Origin of the sequence: Acidovorax sp. LjRoot66, from assembly GCF_964253305.1 — a bacterium.
Lineage (GTDB): Bacteria > Pseudomonadota > Gammaproteobacteria > Burkholderiales > Burkholderiaceae_C > Acidovorax.
Genome location: NZ_CAXUQU020000001.1, coordinates 5,304,483 through 5,319,575, shown reverse-complemented (window position 1 = coordinate 5,319,575; position 15,093 = coordinate 5,304,483). Strand labels below are relative to the sequence as shown.

Annotated in this window: 17 protein-coding genes; 11 read left to right on the top strand and 6 right to left on the bottom strand. The window is 66.2% G+C overall.

Annotated features, from left to right (window positions below; all coding sequences use genetic code 11):
* Positions 1 to 47 precede the first annotated feature (47 nt).
* Positions 48 to 416 (top strand): hypothetical protein, encoded by a 369-nt coding sequence (locus tag ACSQ3Y_RS25035; RefSeq protein ID WP_436179221.1) that lies wholly within the window; start codon positions 48 to 50, stop codon positions 414 to 416.
* Between the two features lie 13 nt (positions 417 to 429).
* On the opposite strand, the gene ACSQ3Y_RS25030 is transcribed toward ACSQ3Y_RS25035, so the two are convergent.
* The 3 genes from ACSQ3Y_RS25030 to ACSQ3Y_RS25020 all read right to left on the bottom strand — a co-directional run bounded on the left by ACSQ3Y_RS25030 (position 430) and on the right by ACSQ3Y_RS25020 (position 2,534).
* On the bottom strand, positions 430 to 921 hold the full coding sequence (locus tag ACSQ3Y_RS25030) for a dihydrofolate reductase (protein ID WP_057205547.1): 492 nt from the start codon (positions 919 to 921) through the stop codon (positions 430 to 432).
* A 34-nt stretch (positions 922 to 955) separates the two neighbouring features.
* Entirely contained in the window at positions 956 to 1,567 is a 612-nt protein-coding gene (locus tag ACSQ3Y_RS25025) for a DUF4337 domain-containing protein (protein WP_057205549.1), read from the bottom strand.
* Between the two features lie 97 nt (positions 1,568 to 1,664).
* Complete coding sequence (locus tag ACSQ3Y_RS25020; protein WP_436179220.1) at positions 1,665 to 2,534, bottom strand: thymidylate synthase; 870 nt, start codon at positions 2,532 to 2,534, stop codon at positions 1,665 to 1,667.
* 115 nt (positions 2,535 to 2,649) lie between these two features.
* Here ACSQ3Y_RS25020 and ACSQ3Y_RS25015 point away from each other — a divergent pair, with 115 nt between their 5' ends.
* Entirely contained in the window at positions 2,650 to 3,162 is a 513-nt protein-coding gene (locus ACSQ3Y_RS25015) for an N-acetyltransferase family protein (protein WP_436179219.1), read from the top strand.
* A gap of 151 nt (positions 3,163 to 3,313) precedes the next feature.
* Here the strand turns inward: ACSQ3Y_RS25015 and ACSQ3Y_RS25010 are convergent, their stop codons facing one another.
* Positions 3,314 to 3,607, bottom strand: a complete 294-nt coding sequence (locus ACSQ3Y_RS25010) for a DUF4148 domain-containing protein (protein ID WP_305746265.1) — start codon at positions 3,605 to 3,607, stop codon at positions 3,314 to 3,316.
* Between the two features lie 77 nt (positions 3,608 to 3,684).
* Positions 3,685 to 3,978, bottom strand: coding sequence for a DUF4148 domain-containing protein (locus tag ACSQ3Y_RS25005; protein ID WP_145699468.1), 294 nt, complete (start codon positions 3,976 to 3,978; stop codon positions 3,685 to 3,687).
* A 439-nt stretch (positions 3,979 to 4,417) separates the two neighbouring features.
* Here ACSQ3Y_RS25005 and ACSQ3Y_RS25000 point away from each other — a divergent pair, with 439 nt between their 5' ends.
* The 9 genes from ACSQ3Y_RS25000 to ACSQ3Y_RS24960 all read left to right on the top strand — a co-directional run bounded on the left by ACSQ3Y_RS25000 (position 4,418) and on the right by ACSQ3Y_RS24960 (position 14,442).
* A complete protein-coding gene (locus ACSQ3Y_RS25000; protein ID WP_057205553.1) occupies positions 4,418 to 5,749 on the top strand; it encodes an ABC transporter substrate-binding protein in 1,332 nt (443 codons plus the stop codon).
* 163 nt (positions 5,750 to 5,912) lie between these two features.
* Positions 5,913 to 6,773, top strand: coding sequence for a carbohydrate ABC transporter permease (locus tag ACSQ3Y_RS24995; RefSeq protein WP_427999861.1), 861 nt, complete (start codon positions 5,913 to 5,915; stop codon positions 6,771 to 6,773).
* 19 nt (positions 6,774 to 6,792) lie between these two features.
* Positions 6,793 to 7,632: a carbohydrate ABC transporter permease gene (locus ACSQ3Y_RS24990; protein ID WP_057205558.1), complete on the top strand. Its 840-nt coding sequence runs from the start codon at positions 6,793 to 6,795 to the stop codon at positions 7,630 to 7,632.
* Between the two features lie 49 nt (positions 7,633 to 7,681).
* Positions 7,682 to 8,725 (top strand): ABC transporter ATP-binding protein, encoded by a 1,044-nt coding sequence (locus tag ACSQ3Y_RS24985; protein ID WP_436179218.1) that lies wholly within the window; start codon positions 7,682 to 7,684, stop codon positions 8,723 to 8,725.
* Entirely contained in the window at positions 8,722 to 9,456 is a 735-nt protein-coding gene (locus ACSQ3Y_RS24980) for an SDR family oxidoreductase (protein ID WP_436179217.1), read from the top strand. The genes ACSQ3Y_RS24985 and ACSQ3Y_RS24980 overlap by 4 nt, the downstream gene beginning before the upstream one ends.
* A gap of 27 nt (positions 9,457 to 9,483) precedes the next feature.
* Positions 9,484 to 10,902: a D-arabinitol 4-dehydrogenase gene (gene dalD / locus ACSQ3Y_RS24975; RefSeq protein ID WP_436179216.1), complete on the top strand. Its 1,419-nt coding sequence runs from the start codon at positions 9,484 to 9,486 to the stop codon at positions 10,900 to 10,902.
* A 30-nt stretch (positions 10,903 to 10,932) separates the two neighbouring features.
* Entirely contained in the window at positions 10,933 to 11,871 is a 939-nt protein-coding gene (locus tag ACSQ3Y_RS24970) for a helix-turn-helix domain-containing protein (RefSeq protein ID WP_057205565.1), read from the top strand.
* Positions 11,872 to 11,903: 32 nt separating this feature from the next.
* Positions 11,904 to 13,376, top strand: a complete 1,473-nt coding sequence (gene xylB / locus ACSQ3Y_RS24965; RefSeq protein WP_436179215.1) for a xylulokinase — start codon at positions 11,904 to 11,906, stop codon at positions 13,374 to 13,376.
* Positions 13,377 to 13,410: 34 nt separating this feature from the next.
* Complete coding sequence (locus tag ACSQ3Y_RS24960) at positions 13,411 to 14,442, top strand: carbohydrate kinase family protein (protein ID WP_436179214.1); 1,032 nt, start codon at positions 13,411 to 13,413, stop codon at positions 14,440 to 14,442.
* 29 nt (positions 14,443 to 14,471) lie between these two features.
* Here the strand turns inward: ACSQ3Y_RS24960 and ACSQ3Y_RS24955 are convergent, their stop codons facing one another.
* Complete coding sequence (locus tag ACSQ3Y_RS24955) at positions 14,472 to 15,050, bottom strand: GNAT family N-acetyltransferase (RefSeq protein ID WP_235514782.1); 579 nt, start codon at positions 15,048 to 15,050, stop codon at positions 14,472 to 14,474.
* Positions 15,051 to 15,093: the final 43 nt, after the last annotated feature.

The window sequence follows — 15,093 nt, the reverse complement described above, 5'->3', positions numbered from 1 at the left end:
GCGGCCCCTCGCCACAGACTCCCGAAAAGAACAAGGAACAAGCAAACATGAGCAGCAGATTCATCAGAACCCTGGCCGCGTCCGCAGTGTTGGCCGGCGCATCGGGCGCCGCCATGGCCGCTGGCGGCCCGCTCGATGGCGTTTACCAGTGCGCGGTGGCTGGCACCGGCGTGTTCGTCACGGTCAGCGGCCAGCCCAGCGGACCTTCGATGTTCACCATCGCGGCCCTGGGCCCGGCGAATTCGCTCTACGGTTACGGCATGGGCACGGCCACGGCCTCGTCGTTCACCGGCACCACCAGCTTCAACCTGCCGTTCACGCTGTCGGTGAGCCAGGGCAACCTGATCGGCAGCATGGGCGTGCTGCAGGGAACCACGGCCGCTCAGCTGCCGGTGAACTGCGCCAAGCTGTTCTGAGCCTGCCGCCCGCTCAGTCTTTGCGCCGCTCCAGCGTCACGAAGCTGTAGGGCAGCCCGTTCGTAGAGGTATGCGCGCTGCGCGCCGTCTCGTGCCAACTGGCATCGAGCACGGGTGCATGGGCATCGCCCTCGAAGTCCTGCGCAATCTCGGTGAGTTCAATGCGGTCGGCCACGGGCTGGGCTTCGGCGTAGACCTGGGCGCCGCCGATCACCCACAGCGTCTGGCCGGGGCTGGCGTGCTGCAACGCCTCCTGCAGGCTGGCGGCGCGCACGGCGCCCTCGACCTGCCAGTCGGCCTGGCGGGTGATGACGATGTTCGTGCGGCCCGGCAGCGGCCGAAAGCGCGGCGGCAGCGAGTCCCATGTCTTGCGGCCCATGACCACTGGGCAGCCCTGGGTCAGCGATTTGAAGCGCGCCATGTCCTCCGGCAAGTGCCAGGGCAGGACGTTGTCCTTGCCGATCACGCCGTTGGCGGCGCGCGCATAGATCATGTGCACGGGCATGGTGGCTTCCTTCGCTTGTGTTCTTCTGACTGGCTTAGATATGCAGCGTGGCCAGCACGCCGACGACGAGGCCGATGGCTGCCACGCCGTACATGCCGTATTCCAGCCATTTCTTGCGCGTGAGCAGGGCGATGGCGGCGAGGGCGATGGCCACCTGCAGCGCCGTGGTGGCCTGGGCCCAGCGGTGGTGCTGGTGCATCTGCTCTTCGCTCTGGCGGTCGAACCTGTGGCTGTCGGCTTCCAGTTTTTCGGCGGCGACCTTGATCTCGTTCTTTTCGCTCTCGTAGCGCTCCACCTTGGACTGGTAGGTGGCCTTGCGGTCATCGGGCGCCAGGTCGCGGGCCAGTTCGGCCAGGGACTGCTTGGTGCTCTTGGACTGGAAGTAGTTCCACTGGTTGGATGCCTCTGTCTTCTTGATGGCCGCGTCGTTCTTGAGCAGGCCGGCATTGGCCTGTGTAGCGCCGCCCATGTACGAGAAGATGGCGCCCACCGTGGCGACGATGGCCGTGAACATCGCGATCTTGCTCATGGACGAGCCGCCGCCCTCCTTGCCGTGGCTGCTTGCGTGGTCGTCGCCGTGGCCCTGGGTGGCATGCTCGACTGCGTGGTCGTGGGGGCCGTGTACGTGAAATCCGCCGGAAGACATAGGGGGTGCTCTTTGTAGTTCGTGAAGGGAGACAGGGGAGATCAGGCAGGGCACCGTGGCGCCTGCGCTGCAGGGATCGCAGGAGGGCGAAGAGGGATCAGACCGCTACGGGCGCCTTGATGGCGGGGTGGCACTGGTAGTCCAGCACCTCGAAGTCCTCGAACTGGTAGTCGAAGATGCTGTCTGGCCGGCGCTTGATGTGCAGCGTGGGGTAGGGGTAGGGCGTGCGTGCCAGCTGGGTCTGCACCTGCTCGTGGTGGTTGCTGTAGATGTGGCAGTCGCCGCCGGTCCAGATGAAGTCGCCCACTTCCAGGTCGCACTGCTGGGCCACCATATGGGTCAGCAGTGCATAGCTGGCGATGTTGAAGGGCACCCCGAGGAAGATGTCGGCACTGCGCTGGTAGAGCTGGCAGCTCAGGGTGCCGCGGCCGCCGGACTCCTGGGCGGGCGCCACGTAGAACTGGAAGAAGGCGTGGCAGGGCATGAGCGCCATCTTGTTCAGCTCGGCCACGTTCCAGGCGCTCACGATGATGCGGCGCGAATCGGGGTTGGACTTGAGTGTCTTGATCACGTCGCTGATCTGGTCGATGTGGCCGCCGTCCGGCGTGGGCCAACTGCGCCACTGAACGCCGTACACCGGCCCCAGGTCGCCGTCCTCGCGTGCCCATTCGTCCCAGATGGTGACGCCGCGCTCCTTGAGCCAGTTGTTGTTGCCCGACCCCGTGAGGAACCACAGCAGCTCCTGGATGATGGAGCGCAGGTGCACCTTCTTGGTGGTGACCAGCGGAAAGCCTTCTTTCAGGTCGAAGCGCATCTGGTGCCCGAACACGCTGCTCGTGCCCGTGCCCGTGCGGTCGGACTTGTGCACGCCGTGCGTGAACACATGGCGCATGAAGTCCTCGTACTGGGAGCGCACGGGGCGGGCGGGCTGGGCTGTGGCTGCCAGGGAGGCAGAAGGCTGGGTCATGGGGTCGATCACTCGCGGTGGGAGGGCGTGGTCATCAAGGGATGGCCATTGCCGACTGCGGATTTTATGCGGAGCGGGAGAATGCGGCGTCTGCCTCCCATACTCCGACCTTGCCATGACAACTTCTGCCGCGCCCGTCGCCATCCGCCCTCTCGAAGCCGCCGATTGGCCCACCGTGTGGCCCATCCTGCGCACGACCTTCCAGGCAGGGGACACGTATTCCTTTGCACCGGATAGCACCGAGGCCGAGATCCACAAGGCCTGGGTGGAACTGCCTGCCGCCACCTTCGTCGCCTGCGGCGTGGGTGGGGAGATTGTGGGCACCTACTTCATCAAGCCCAACCAGACCGGGCTGGGCGCCCATGTGTGCAACTGTGGCTACGTGGTGGCGCCGGCCGCGCAAGGGCTGGGCGTGGCTTCGCTGATGTGCGAGCACTCCCAGCGGCAAGCCGTGGCCATGGGCTTTCGGGCCATGCAGTTCAACCTGGTGGTGGCCAGCAACTTGCGCGCCGTGCGGCTGTGGCAGCACCTGGGCTTTGCCGTGGTGGGCACGCTGCCGGGCGCCTTCAGGCACCGCAGCTTGGGCTATGTGGATGCCCATGTGATGTTCAAGACGCTGGTGGCCTGAGCTTCTTCTGCAAACAACAAAGGCCCCGAAGGGCCTTGCTGAGGGTTGGTTGGCGACAGGGGCCATGGCCCGAGTACCAGGGGAAACACTTCCACATGGTGGCGGCACCCACGACCGTGAGATGCCACCACCATGGGAAGGCCCGCAACTTTTACATCGAGCCGAGTTCGCCCGAAGAGATCTTGCCCATGCGCACGGCGTCGGCAGCCTGGGCTTGCACGGCAGCGCGGTCGGCGGTCGATTGGTACGACACCACGCGCGAGCCAGCGGGCTCGGTGCTGCGGGTCTTGGCCACGGTGGCGGCGTCGGCCATCACCTCGACACGGGTGCGGCTGGTCTCGAACTTGGTGGCGAACTGCGAAGCATCGGCTTCGTCAGCCTGGGCACCGAAGGAAGCGAAAGCGGCAACAGCGGCGATGGAGAGAAAACGTGCGGTGGTGTTCATGGTGAAACTCCTGTGAAATTCAAAAAATAGGGACGAGGTACTGGGGAATACGGGGCAATACGCCAACTGGATGCGAATTACAGTGCGCCGATTTCGCCGGAGGAGATCTGGCCGGTGCGCACGGCATCGGCAGCCTGGGCACGCACGGCAGCGCGGTCGGCCGTCGACTTGTAGGTCACGACGCGCGAACCGGCGGGCTCGATGCTGCGGGTCTGTGCCACGGTAGCGGCTTCAGCGGCCACTTCGGCGCGGGTGCGGTTGGTTTCGAACTTGGTGGCGAATTGCGAAGCATCGGCTTCGTCGGCTTGGGCACCGAAAGAAGCGAAAGCGGCAACAGCGGCGATGGAGAGGAAGCGTGCGGTCGTGTTCATGATGAAATCCTTGGAAGAAAAAAGTGACTCAAAAAAACCGGAGCAAAAACAACTCTGAACCGGGTTCGGTGAGTCGCCTTGCGGGTTCGGCTCATCGATGGGTTGAACTGTACGCCGTGCGTGATCAAAGAAAAACCACCCAGTCGCAAACTGACTGTTCCAGTTTTGGAAACAGTGGTGAGGCAGCAAACTGCATGCATTCCATGCATTGCTGTACTTGAGGGTCTTGGCCCGTTTGGACACCACCCATCGCTAATGCACATACCCAGTTGACAAATCTAGGTATAAATCCTGAGATTCTGGCGAAAATTAGTATGTGTATGGGATTTCAAAGTATCAATTGAGCATCAGAGCATCGGTATCGTTCAGGTCATCAATGCCAGCCATCCGACCGGCGTTGAGTGGCAGATCCCATACCAACTACGCAGGAGACGTTTCGATGCCCCGTTCCACCCGTCCACACACCCGCCTGGCCCTGGCCGTTGCCGCCCTGGCGGCCTCGCTGTGCGGCGCCGCTGCGCATGCGCAGACCGAACTCGTGATTGCCACCGTGAACAACGGCCACATGATCGAGATGCAGAAACTGAGCAAGAACTTCGAGCAGGCCAACCCCGACATCAAGCTCAAGTGGGTCACTTTGGAAGAAGGCGTGCTGCGCCAGCGCGTCACCACCGACATCGCCACCAAGGGCGGCCAGTTCGATGTGATGACCATCGGCATGTACGAAGCCCCCATCTGGGGCAAGAAGGGCTGGCTGCAGGAGCTCAAGACCGACGCCGCCTACGACGTGGACGACCTGTTGCCTGCCATGCGCAACGGCCTGTCGGTCGATGGCAAGCTGTTTGCCGCCCCGTTCTACGGCGAAAGCTCGATGCTGATGTACCGCAAGGACCTGGCCGACAAGGCCGGCGTGCAGGTGCCCGAGCGCCCCACCTGGCCGCAGATCAAGGACCTGGCCGCCAAGATCCACGACCCCAAGAACGGCGTGTACGGCATCTGCCTGCGCGGCAAGCCGGGCTGGGGTGACAACATGGCCTTCCTGACCACGTTGGTGAACACCTTCGGCGGCCAGTGGTTCGACATGCAGTGGAAGCCGCAACTCGAATCCAAGCCCTGGAAGGACGCCATCACCTTCTACGTGGACCTGCTCAAGAACTATGGCCCGCCCGGTTCGGCGGCCAACAGCTTCAACGAAATCCTGGCGCTGACCAACTCCGGCAAGTGCGGCATGTGGATCGACGCGACCATCGCCGCCTCCTTCGTGAGCGATCCCAAGCAGTCCAAGGTGGCCGACCAGATGGCCTTTGCCCAGGCCCCCACCATGAACACGCCCAAGGGCGCGAACTGGCTCTGGTCGTGGAATCTGGCCATCCCCGCCGGCTCCAAGAAGGTCGATGCCGCGCAGAAGTTCATCACCTGGTCGACCAGCAAGGACTACATCCAGCTCGTGGCCAAGACCAACGGTTGGGCCAACGTGCCCACCGGCACCCGCAAGAGCACTTACGCCAGCCCCGAGTTCCAGAAGGCAGCGCGCTTTGCCGCGGCCGAGAAGGTGGCCATCGACTCGGCCAATCCGACCGATTCGACCTTGCCCAAGAGTCCTTATGTGGGCGTGCAGTTCGCGGCGATTCCTGAGTTCCAGGCCATCGGCATCGCGGTGGGCCAGCAGATGAGCGCGGCCCTGGCCGGCAAGACCTCGGTGGATGCGGCGCTCAAGGCCAGCCAGGTGTCGGCCGATCGCGAAATGAAGAAGGGCGGCTACTACAAGTGAGCAGCCGTCCGGCTGCTGAGGGCTGATTGAGGCCTGCGACTCCTCGCCGTACGCATGTGCGGCGGGGAGTTCCACCTCGAAATGCCCGCGCGCCGGCTGAACGCCCGCTTGTGCCACCGGCTTCTACCTTGTCTGGCGACGCCAGATTTCTCCCGGGATTCCCATGAACCGCCTGCTTCCCCGCCTGCTGCTCACGCCAGCCATGGCCACGCTCTTCCTGTGGATGATCGTGCCGCTGGTGATGACGATCTACTTCTCGCTGATTCGCTACAACCTGATGCAGCCGGACCAGACCGGCTTTGCCGGGATGGAAAACTTCGAGTACTTCGTCACCGACCCTTCGTTCGGCACGGCGGTGGTCAACACGCTGCTGCTGCTGGGCAGCGTGATCCTCATCACCGTGGTGTTCGGCATCGCCATCGCGCTGCTCATCAACGAGCCGTTCGCGGGCCGGGGCATCGTGCGGGTGCTGCTGATCTCGCCGTTCTTCGTCATGCCCACGGTGAATGCGCTGATGTGGAAGAACATGATGATGAACCCCATCTACGGCGTGCTCGCGCAGGTGTGGATGTTCTTCGGCGCGCAGCCGGTGGACTGGCTCACGGACTTGCCGCTGTTCTCGGTCATCGTCATGGTTTCCTGGCAGTGGCTGCCGTTCGCCACGCTGATCTTCATGACCTCGCTGCAGAGCATGAACCACGAGCAGCTTGAGGCCTCGCGCATGGACGGCGCCAACTACCTGCAGCAACTGCGCTACCTGTACGTGCCGCACCTGGCGCGCTCGGTGGCCGTGGTGGTGATGATCGAACTCATATTTTTGCTCAGCATCTTCGCCGAGATCTACACCACCACCGGCGGTGGCCCGGGCGATGCGAGCACCAACGTCACCTTTTTGATCTTCAAGCAGGCGCTGCTCAATTTCGACGCAGGCGTGGCCTCGGCGGGCGCGCTGTTCGCCGTGGTCCTTGCCAACATCGCGGCGGTTTTCCTGATCCGCATGGTCGGCAAGAACCTCGACAAGTAAAAGAAGAAGGACCACCGACATGACCACCCGACGCCGATCCTCCTACCCTCTGGGCCTGCTGGCCCTGCGCACCGTGGCCGCCTGGGGCGTGGCCCTGCTGTTGTTCTTCCCGCTGGCCTGGCTGCTGCTCACCGCGTTCAAGACCGAGCTGCAGGCCATTGCCGTGCCGCCGCAGCTGTTCTTCATCCCCACGCTCGAAAACTTCCACGAGGTGCAGGAGCGCAGCGACTACCTGCTGTACGCCAAGAACTCGGTCATCACCAGTGTGCTCTCCACTGTGGTGGGCCTCATGCTGGCCGCACCCGCAGCCTACGCCATGGCCTTCTTCAAGGGCAAGTACACCAAGGACATCCTGATGTGGATGCTCTCCACCAAGATGATGCCCGCCGTGGGCGCGCTGGTGCCGATCTACGTGCTGGCGCAAAAGAGCCACCTGCTCGACACGCAGCTGGTGCTGATCATCGTGTTCGCGCTGTCCAACCTGCCCATCATGGTGTGGATGCTGTACTCGCACTTCAAGGACATCCCGCGCGAGATCCTGGAAGCCGCGCGCATGGATGGCGCCACGCTGTGGCAGGAAGTGCGCCTGGTGCTGCTGCCCTTGGGCATGGGCGGCCTGGCTTCCACCGGCCTGCTGTGCCTGGTGCTTTCGTGGAACGAGGCCTTCTGGAGCCTGAACCTGAGCGCCGCCAAGGCCGGCACGCTGGCCACGCTGATCGCCTCGTACTCCAGCCCCGAGGGCCTGTTCTGGGCCAAGCTGTCTGCAGCCTCGCTGATGGCGATTGCGCCCATCGTGGTCTTTGGCTGGTTCAGCCAGAAGCAACTGGTGCAAGGCCTGACCTTTGGCGCCGTGAAGTAGCGCGCAGCTTTCCCATCTAACGCAATCAAGTTTTCAGGAACCCGATTCCATGGCCTATCTCCAACTGCGCGGCATCGAGAAATTCTTCGGTGAGCACCGCGCCATCAAGGGCATCGACCTCACCATCCAGCAAGGCGAGTTCATCGTCTTCGTTGGCCCCTCGGGCTGCGGCAAGTCCACGTTGCTGCGCCTGATCGCGGGGCTGGAGAACATCGACGGCGGCTCGCTCATGCTCGACGGCCGCGACATCACCGACCAGCCTTCGAGCAAGCGCGATCTGGCCATGGTGTTCCAGAGCTACGCGCTGTACCCGCACATGAGCGTGTACGAGAACATGAGCTTCGCGCTCAAGCTCGCCAAGGTGGATCCGGCCATCGTGCGCGAGAAGGTCGAGCGCGCCGCCGCGATCCTGAACCTCACCACCTACCTGCAGCGCACGCCCAAGGAGCTGTCGGGCGGGCAGCGCCAGCGCGTGGCCATCGGCCGCGCCATCGTGCGCGCGCCCAAGGTGTTCCTGTTCGACGAGCCGCTGTCCAACCTCGACGCTGCCCTGCGCGGCCAGACCCGGGTGGAGATCGCCAAGCTGCACCGCGACCTGGGCGCCACCACGATCTACGTCACGCACGACCAGGTGGAGGCCATGACCCTGGCCGACCGCGTGGTGGTGCTGCGCGACGGGCTCATCGAGCAGGTCGGCACGCCGCTGGAGCTGTACGACAAGCCTGCCAACCAGTTCGTCGCCCAGTTCATCGGCACGCCGCAGATGAACGTGGTGCCCTTGCAGCAGCTGCCCGCGCCGGTGCAGCAGCAGGCACCGGCGGGTGCGGCGGGCGGCGCCATCGGCCTGCGCCCGGAAAACATCGCCGTGCGCAGCACCGGCACGACGCCGGTGAGCGGGCAGGTGGACCTGATCGAAGCGCTGGGCGCCGAAACGCTGATCTACGTGAGCACGCCCGGTGGCGCGCAGTTCGTCTCGCGCCAGAACGACCGCACCGGCCTGCGTGCGGGCGATGCGGTGAGCCTGGACATCGACGCTTCGCAGGCGCACTGGTTCGACCCGGCGGGCCACGTCGTGGCGGGGCAGGACGCGTGACCGCCGTGCATTCTCTGCAAGGCCAGGTGGCCGCCATCACCGGCGCGGCCTCGGGCATCGGCTTTGCCAGCGCAAAGGCCATGGCGGATGCCGGTGCGCGCGTGGTGCTGATCGACCGCGATGAAGCCGCACTGGCAAGGGCCTGCGCGGCCATTGGCGAGAGCGCTTCGCCGCTGGTGCTGGATCTGCTCGATGCGAAACAGTGCGCCAGCCTGCTGGCGCGCACGCTGGCCATCGCCGGCCAGCTCGACATCTTCCACGCCAACGCGGGGCTCTACGTCGGGGGCGACTTGGTCGATGCCGACCCCGATGCCATCGACCGCATGCTGCAGCTCAACGTCAACGTGGTGATGAAGAACGTGCACAACGTGCTGCCCCACATGATCGGGCGCGGCCGCGGGGACATCATCGTCACGAGCTCGCTGGCCGCCCACTTCCCGACGCCGTGGGAGCCCGTCTACGCCTCGTCCAAGTGGGCCGTGAACTGCTTCGTGCAGACCGTGCGCCGCCAGGTGTTCAAGCACGGCATCCGCGTGGGCGCCATCTCTCCGGGCCCGGTCATTACCTCGCTGCTGGCCGACTGGCCTGCGGAAAAGCTCGAAGAGGCCAAGGCCAATGGCAGCCTCATCGAGGCCGCCGAAGTGGCCGAGGTGGTGCTGTTCATGCTGACCCGGCCGCGCGGCATGACCATCCGCGACGTGGTGATGATGCCCACGAATTTCGACCTCTGAGACATCTCTTCTTCGCATTCACGCACCATGAATTTCATCCTGCACCTGGGCCTGGGCTCGTTCCACCGCGCCCACCAGGCCGTCTACGTTCACGAACTGCGCCAGTTGGGCCAGCGCCAAGATGGGGGCTGGGCCATCGTCGGCGGCAACCTGCGTCCCGACATGGCCGAGACCATCGCGGCGCTGCAGGCCCAGGGCGGGCGCTACACGCTGGAAACCGTCACGCCGCAGGGCGAGCGCAGCTACACCCGCATCGAATCCATCGAGCGCGTCATCGCCTACCAGGACGATCTGGCCCCGCTGATCGCCGCCGGCGCCGATGGCGCCACGCGCATCATCTCGTTCACCGTGACCGAGGCCGGCTACTACCTGGATGCCGACAACCAGCTCGACTGGGCCACTTTCCCGGACCTGCGCGCCGACTTGGCGGCCGTGCAGGCCGGCCAAGCGGGCCACAGCATCTACGGCGCCCTGGTGAGCATCCTGCGTGCCCGCATGCTGGCCGGTGCCGGCCCGGTGACGCTGATGAACTGCGACAACCTGCGCCACAACGGCGAGCGCTCACGCGGCGGCCTGCTGCAGTTCATCGACGCGCTGGGCGATGCCGCTCTCAAGGCCTGGGTGCTTGCGAACACCCGCAACCCCAACGCCATGGTCGACCGCATCACGCCGCGCCCCACACCCGACGTGGCCGAGCGCGTGAAGGCCGCCACCGGCTGGGATGACAAGGCGGCGCTCATGGGCGAGAGCTTCATCCAGTGGGTGATCGAGGACGACTTCATTGCCGGGCGCCCCGCATGGGAAAAGGTGGGCGTCGAGATGGTGGACTCGGTGCAGGCCTACGAAGAGGCCAAGATCCGCCTGCTCAACGCCACCCACAGCTGCATCGCATGGGCGGGCACGCTGGCGGGCTACCGGTACATCCACGAAGGCACGCACGACGCCGCCATCCGCCAGATGGCCTACGACTACGTGACCGATGATGCTATCCCCGTACTGCATACGCCCGAGCAGCCGTGCCCCATCGATCTGAAGCATTACCGCGATGTGGTGCTGGACCGCTTCGGCAACCCCGCCATCGCCGACACCAACCAGCGCGTGGCCATGGACGCGTTCTCCAAGATCCCCGGCATGATCGCGCCCACTATCCGCGACCAGCTGGCGCGCCTTGGTTCGTTCGACAGCGTCGCCATGCTGCCGGCGCTGTTCCTGGCCTACCTGCAGCGCTGGCATGCCGGGCAGATCCCCTACGACTACCAGGACCAGGCCATGGACCCGGCCGTGGCGCATGCGATCTGCGATGCGGCCGACCCGGTCGCCGCCTACGCCGCCGATGCGACGCTCTGGGGCGAGATGGCCTCGGACCCGCGCCTGGTCGCCACGCTGCGCAAGGCCTTCGCGCGCGTGCAGGCGTTCGTGGCGGAACGTGCAAAATCGCAGGGGTAAATTGAGCGGCTTGCCCACAGGAATGACGCCATGACCGTGAAGACGACGCCTGTCTCCCCACGCCAGACCAAGCCCGAGTTGGAGCACGACTATGTGCGATCGCCCGAGCTGGGCTATGAGCCGCCGGAAACCGTGGGCTTCATCCGCTGCCTGTCGCACGGTTTTCCGACGCCGCTGGCGCGCTGGCACTACCACGACGAGTACGAACTGCACCTGATCACCGCTACTTCGGGCAAGGTGTTCGTGGGGGACTGGATCGGCCAGTTCCAGCCGGGCCATCTGGTGCTGACCGGGCCGCGCCTGCCGCACAACTGGATCAGCATGGACCTGCCCGAGGGCGGCGTGCCGCTGCGCGACCTGGTGATCCAGTTCTCGCACGCCCCGCTCATGGCCAGCAGCGAGAGCATCCCTGAACTGCGAGAGGTGCTGCCCCTGCTGGAGCGGGCCCGCCACGGCATCGAATTCTTTGGCATGGAGGCACAGGCACAGGAGCATTGGCAGCGCATCAAGGCCCGCCAGGGGCTGGCCCGGTTCGGCGCATTCTGCGAATTCCTGAGCGACCTGGCCCGCTGCACAGATTTTCGGCTGCTGTCGAGCACGCAGCTGCAAAGCGAGGACAACGACACCCAGCTCGACCAGATCAATGCGGTCGTGAGCCGCATCACCGACCACCTGGCAGAGCCCCTGTCGGCCGCCGACCTGGCGCAGGAACTGGGCATGACCGAAAGCCGCTTCTCGCGCTTCTTCCGCCGGGCCACGGGCAACACCTTCACCGATTTCGTGAACCTGGTGCGCGTGAACCGCGCCTGCCAGCTGCTCATGGAGTCCGAGCGCTACATCACCCACATCGCCTACGACGTGGGTTTCAACAACATGGCCAACTTCAACCGCCGCTTTCTGGACATCAAGGGCATGACGCCCAGCGAATACCGCAAGCAGGGTGCGGGCCGCTTCGGGATCAAGTCATGACAGTGTTTTTCCCAGTGTTTCAGGATTAGCGCATGTACCTCGGCATTGATCTGGGCACCTCGGGTGTCAAATTGCTGCTGCTGGGCGAAGACCAGCAGGTGCACGCCGTGGCCGATGCCTCCGTGCCCCAGCACCGGCCGCAGCCGACCTGGAGCGAGCAGCACCCGGCCCACTGGCTGGCCGCTACCGAAACCGCCGTGGCGCAGCTGCGTGCGCAGGCGCCCGATGCCTGGGCGCAGGTGCGCGGCGTGGGCCTGTCGGGCCACATGCACGGCGCCGTGGTGCTGGGCGCGCAGGGCGAGGTGCTGCGCCCCGCCATCCTCTGGAACGATGGCCGCGCGGCGGCCGAATGCGCCGAGCTGGAGCAGGCCGTGCCCGCCTCGCGGGAGATCACCGGCAATCTGGCCATGCCCGGCTTTACCGCGCCCAAGCTGCTGTGGCTGCGCAAGCACGAGCCTGAAGTGTTTGCGCGCATCCGCAGCGTGCTGCTGCCCAAGGACTGGCTGCGCCTGCAGCTCACGGGCGATGCGGTGAGCGACATGTCCGATGCCTCGGGCACCCTGTGGCTGGACGTGGCGCGCCGCGATTGGAGCGACACCCTGATCGCTGCCTGCGGACTGACCCGTGCCCACATGCCCCGCCTGGCCGAGGGCAGCGAGGCCACTGGCGTGCTGCGCGCCGACGTGGCCGCTCGCTGGGGCCTACCCGCCGGAGTGACCATGGCCGGCGGCGGCGGTGACAACGCCGCCAGTGCGGTGGGCGTGGGGGCGCGCCAGGCGGGGCAGGGCTTTGTCTCGCTGGGTACCTCGGGCGTGGTGTTCCGGGTGTCCGACCGGTTTGCGCCCGCTACCGAGCGTGCCGTGCATGCCTTCGCCCATGCGCTGCCTGGCCGCTGGCACCAGATGTCCGTCATGCTCAGCGCGGCCAGTGCCTTCGGCTGGCTGGCCCGCATCACCGGGCAGTCCGAGGTCCAGCTGTCCACCGCGGTGCAGGGCATGGACCTGGCGCGCCATGCGCAGGCTCCGCTCTTTCTGCCCTACCTGAGCGGCGAGCGCACGCCCCACAACAACGCGGCCGCCACCGGCGTCTTCATGGACCTGCGCGCCGAGCACGATGCGACCGACATGGCCTGCGCCGTGATGGAGGGCGTGGGCTTTGGCCTCATGGACGGACTGCAGGCCATGCAGGCAGCGGCGGGCGAGGTGGAGGGGCCTTCAGACGCATCCCTCACCCTGGTCGGCGGTGGTGCCCGCAGCGATGCCTGGGCCCAACTGCTGGCCAGCGGCCTGGGCTGCACGCTGGAGCGGCCGCGGGGGGCCCATGCTGCTGCAGCCCTGGGCGCCGCGCGCCTGGCCGCCATGGCCTGCGGTGGCGACGAAGCGCTGTGGTGCCAGGGCCTTCCGGCCGAGGACCGCTTTACCCCCCAGCCCGCGCAGCAGGCGCTGTTGCAGGAGCGCCATGCGCGCTTCAAGGCGCTGTACCCTGCGCTGTTGCCCCATTTCTGATTGACCGTCGCTTTCTTGTTTTCCTGACCACGCCATGCCCACTTCCTCCCCCGTCCAGGTCGCCATTGCCGGCGAAGCACTGATCGACCTCATTGGCCGTGCCGACGGCAACTACGAGCCCTGCCTGGGCGGCGCGCTGTACAACCTGGGCCGGGCGCTGGCGCGCCAGGGTGTGGGCACGCAGTACCTCAACCCCCTGTCACGCGACCGCTGGGGCCGTGAACTCGCGTCGCAGCTCGCGGCCGATGGCGTGCAACTGGCCCTGCCCACACCCGTGGGCGAGGTCACCTCGCTGGCCGTGGTCAACCTCACCGAGCACGGCCACCCCGACTACGCCTTCTACCGCGAAGGCGTGGCCGACCGCACCGTGAGCGCTGCGGGGCTCAACGCCGCCTGTGCTGCGCATGGCGGCGCACTGCAGCTGATCTGCACCGGCGCCCTGGCCTTGGATGCGCGCGATGCCGCCATCTACCTGCCCTGGCTGCAGGCCCAGCGCGCCGCCGGCTGCTGCGTGGTGGTGGACGCCAACCTGCGCCCCTCCGTCATGCCCGACCTGCCCGCCTACCGCGCCCAGGTCCACGCGGCCCTGGCCGAGGCGCACATCATCAAGGCCAGCGACGAGGACCTGGACCATCTGCAGGTGCCCGGCACTGGTACCCTGGAGCGCGCTCGCCACCTGCTGGCTGCCAACCCCCGCGCCCGCCTCATGGCACTGACCCTGGGCGGCGAGGGCGCCTGGCTGCTGCAGCAAGGGGAGGGGGCTGCCCAATGGTTCGCCAAGGAAGCCCAGCCCCTGGCCGTGGTCGATACCGTGGGGGCTGGCGACAGCTTTCTCGCGGGCCTGCTCGCCTACCTGCTGCGCGCCCATGCGCAACAGGACGGTTTGGCACCTGCTGGCATGGCCGACTTCATCGCGGCCCTGCCTGCAGCGGTGTACCCGCAGGCCCTGCGCCACGCCCTGGCCAGCGCCAGCCTGTGCGTGCAGGAGCGTGGCTGCGTGCCGCCGGTTTGGCAGGCAGCGCAGGATTGGGCGGGGCAGCACCCAGCGGTGGATCAACTGCCCTGAACCCTGGGCACCCAGGGGATGGCCCTTGCTCATGCCGCTGGCATGGCCAATGCGTGACGCACCATGATCGTGTACAGCGCTCCCGTCGCTGGCTCCAGGTGCGAGGCGAGGGCTTGAAACCCCGCGCGGGCATAGAACTTCTCGTTGCGCGCAGAGAACGTCTCCAGGTAGCAAGCCACGCTCGCCTGGTCCGCCGCTGCCAGCGTAGGCGCCAGCAGCTGGGCACCAAGGCCCAGGCCCTGCGATGCGGGGGCTATGCCCAGGATGGACAGGTACCAAGCACCCTCCAGCCCGACACCGCTGGCGCGCTGGCCCATGAAGGCGATGATCTGGCGGTAGTTGTCCATGCCGCGCGGGCCCAGCACGGTCTGCAGATGGTCCACCTTGGCCTGTGCATCGGCCGCTTCGGCATCGGCAGCGCGGGGCAGGGTCCACAGCGCTGCACCCAGACGCTCGTCCTGCAGCAGTGTGCATTGGCCGCCGCGCTTTGCCTCGCGCAGCGAGTAGTCCAGGTACTGCGATAGCACCGCCCGGCGCCCCTGCGCATCGCGCGCGAAGTCGGCCGTGATGGCCAGGTAAAAGGGGTCGTCGGCCAACGATGCGGCCAAGGCGTGGACTGAGGGGTGAAGGGCAGAGGAGGGCATGGGCGTG